The organism is Succinimonas sp., from assembly GCF_045225735.1.
GTDB lineage: Bacteria > Pseudomonadota > Gammaproteobacteria > Enterobacterales > Succinivibrionaceae > Succinimonas.
On sequence record NZ_JBGVBR010000374.1, the window covers coordinates 1 to 3,494 of the forward strand.

A 3,494-nucleotide genomic window follows, 5' to 3' on the forward strand; every position below is an offset into this window, starting at 1 on the left:
TCATGCTATCAGCAAGGCTTATGTACTTAAGACAGGCGGTATCCGCAAAACGAACCTGAAATTCCTCATCAGAGATCAGAGCCACCGTCCGCCCCGATTTCTGATAAAACCTCTGCCCTTTGCAAAACACGATTTCGGAAGATGCCGAAGCTGCTCCGGAGAAATCAGTCTGCTCCGTCCGGGATTCGGCGGAACTTTTCGCAGATACCGAACTCTGAGATCCGGCATCATCTCCGCCGCGGCTCGCATATTCGTAGAGAATGCACTGAAGCCGGCGCTTTTCAGAAGCGGCGGTGAAGCATTCCTGCGGCAGCTTGGAAAGAATGGCATAGCTCTCTTCAAGATTGCCAAGGTTATAAAGCCGGAAGCCGATCCATTTTTGCTTGGAAACATGCGGCGCCAGTTCATTGGACTCCTGCATGAGACGCAGCGCATCCTGAGGATAGCTGGCCTCGGCATCTTTGGCCAGCAGGCGCAGCTTTTCAGCAAGAGCAGCGCTGCTACGGGTTCGGGCGCGAATCTCACTTTCTTCTTTCTTTAAATCTCTTACCACATTGGTCTTTTTCTTATTTATAAATCCAAACATCCGAACCATCCACCAAAAGGATAAAACACCTTAATCCGATCCCGCCCTCAGGCTGACCGCATGCGCGCCTGAAGCGGAGGCCAAAAAAACGCATTACGCCGCGGCAGCATCTAAAGATTTGAAATCAGCCTCATCTGAATAGCAAAAATCGGGCGGTTATCCGGAGATACCAGCTTTTCGCCGTTCACGGCCCAGCAGGACCAGACGCCGGAACTGAATATGCGGTACTCCAGAGCATAGGTCAATTTCCCTGCTCTTACCCCTGAGGACTCCGTCCGGGCGTCATCAGGAGAATAAAGACAGGCCTGTATGCCCGTAACAGGCTGCGATCTGCCCCGGGTTCCCGCAAAGCTTCCTGCGTCCATCATCGCTGTCCAGCGGTTATTACTGGAAAGCACGGCATATTTCAGTCTGAGATCGGCTTGTCCGGACGCAAAATCTATAATCAGCCCTTCAATCTGATTGCCTTTACTCGGGGAGCCCAGCTCGGCATTCTCAATAACAAACGGCGAATCTCCAATCCCTGATATATGGCCGGAATATTTCAGGACGGCCCGGGAATCTATGACATCTGCAAGATCCGGATGCGCTTTAAGAAGATCAAGCCGATATTTACAGCAGTCGGCATTGATTTGGTAATCCGTCTTAACAGCTTTATCCTCATAAGAAAAGCTTTCCCCGAAAAACAGCATTCCCAGACGTTTAAAGACATCTGTCATACCCATGCTGTTGATATTCTTAAACATGGCGGGATCTTTATACATCTGGTAAAAGGACTTCAGGTACTCAAAAATGTAGCGGGAATCTGTTTCTCCGGTAATCTCCTCATCGTAACGATCTCTCACAAAATCCTTCCACGATTGCGTGATCCCCAAAAGACTGATCCCGGCAACGCGAATGGCGTAAAAGAAATTCTGGGAAACATCCACGATATACCAGTCGAGATTTTTCACCGTGTTGATAAGGGCCTGGGGGTACAGGGTATCATCATGCGTTCTCGTGAGAGCCACGCATCTTGTGCCTTCGCCGGCGAACAGAAAATAGTGGGACAGCGTCCCCATGGTGGTAACAACCTCTTTGGCGCAGCTCATGAGATAAATCATTTCGCCAATGGAGCGCTTTTCGGGATAAATGACCTTAAACCCCTTCGTCCGGTAAAAGTTCTCGAAATACTCTTCGCCGATACAGCGGCAGCCTGCGGAATAGCTGCTTTTGCTCAAATAGATTTTTGGAAATGCTTCCCTGCCGGCATGCTTTTTGCGGGCCTCGCTTATCATCTTCTCATAGGGAATAAAGTACTCCGGATGAATATAATCCCACGACATAATGGATTCATCAGGAATAATAATTTTGCTGAATCTGGTCACCTTATCCACAAAGAGAACACGCTGAGCGGGAATGCCCGCAAGCTCCAGAAAAGCATTAAACCAGGAAGCGACGCCGTTTATGACGCCAAAAGCCACCCGATAACGGTAAATCAGCGCCGGGTGGTTAATGAGATACCAGAGTCTGGAAAAGCCCTCCAGCATAAAGTGTCCGAAATGATTAACAAGAATACCGCCAAAAATAACGGTCTCATTTACGGAGACACAGGAAACCGGATCGAAGCTGTAGGAGCTCTCGCAGCTGTAATAATACTGTCTCGCATGGTGTCGTCTGAACCCGGCAATGAGCTTTTTACTGGCATCAGCCACACCTCCCGCATAATTTCCCTTCTGTTTGCTGAGACATTTTGGCGGCAGTATGAAGCCGTCCGTCTGTTCGCTGACTGACAGAGCAGCGCTGTTTATAAAGCGATTATTAAACAATTTTTTCCACTGGGCGGTGTTCAGCGCATAAATACGCTTTACCGAGCTTAAATCAGCAGTTCTGCCATCAGCATAGAGATCTGCAGACTGCTTTTGAAACTCCGGGCTGTTTAAATAATCAAGAAGCTTAGTATGATTGCCCTTCAGTTCATTAAACCTTTGCCTGATAAAATCAAATGAAACACCATGTTCCGGTACCCGGAAAGAAGGCTGTCTGATGATGCACCACTTGTCAAAATCCGGAGCCTGGTAAGCATAGGTGCAGTTACCGCGCCAGCAGATATTTGATCTCACCTTGCGAACCGGAGATCCCGCATATACGGAATTTGAATAGCAAATACCGGTACCGGCAAATGATTTAGTGCCGATAACGACATTGGAATAAATTTCAGCTCCTTTCGATATCTTAACATCATCGCAAATCCAAACCTGGTTTCCAATATAAATATCTTCAGCCTGGTTTAATCTGAAACCTCTGTTCAAGGAATAGAGCAAGTGACCATCAGAAGTTACTATATAAACATTTGTGGAAAACAGGCTGTTCGAGCCTATAAAAATATTGCTCTCTTCGGCGCAAAAAATACTGAGGGGGCCGTTATAGTAGTTTTCAGAACCTATATAGATAACAGAATTATTGAAAACAGTGATATCCAGAGAAATTCTGGCAGATCTGGAAATATACAGAAAATTATTACTACCGGAAATTTGGATTTTTACATTATCAAACACAGAACCCGGTTGAATAAATATATAATTATTAACACCATCAAAGGTAATTTGCGTATTAATAAATTCTGTATTTGAAAAAATAATCTTATTTTCTTTTAGCTGACTGACATCAGCTTCGTTTTGGAAAATTTCAGACATTTTGATATGAAACCTTTAAACGCTTAAAACCATTCTCAAATATTTCCGTTCCTGCACGCATCCGGAAACTGAAGCAGCCTGCCGTTCCGCAGGAATGAAACAGCAAACACAGCGCTCAGTCCCGGAGATTATCAAGATACCAGTCTACGGTCTTTACAATCCCGGTATCAAAGTTTTCATCCGCCTGCCAGCCCAGTTCCCGGGTCAGCTTGTCGGCATTGATGGCATACCTT

2 protein-coding genes are annotated in these 3,494 nt (G+C 46.3%); both read right to left on the bottom strand.

Translation table 11 applies throughout. The annotated features are described in order from the left end of the window. Positions 1 to 586, bottom strand: a 586-nt coding sequence (locus ACJROR_RS13085) for a hypothetical protein (protein ID WP_406547465.1), incomplete at its 3' end; no start/stop codon positions are given. A 110-nt stretch (positions 587 to 696) separates the two neighbouring features. Next, a complete protein-coding gene (locus tag ACJROR_RS13090) occupies positions 697 to 3,123 on the bottom strand; it encodes a glycosyltransferase 61 family protein (protein ID WP_406547466.1) in 2,427 nt (808 codons plus the stop codon). Between the last annotated feature and the right edge of the window lie 371 nt (positions 3,124 to 3,494).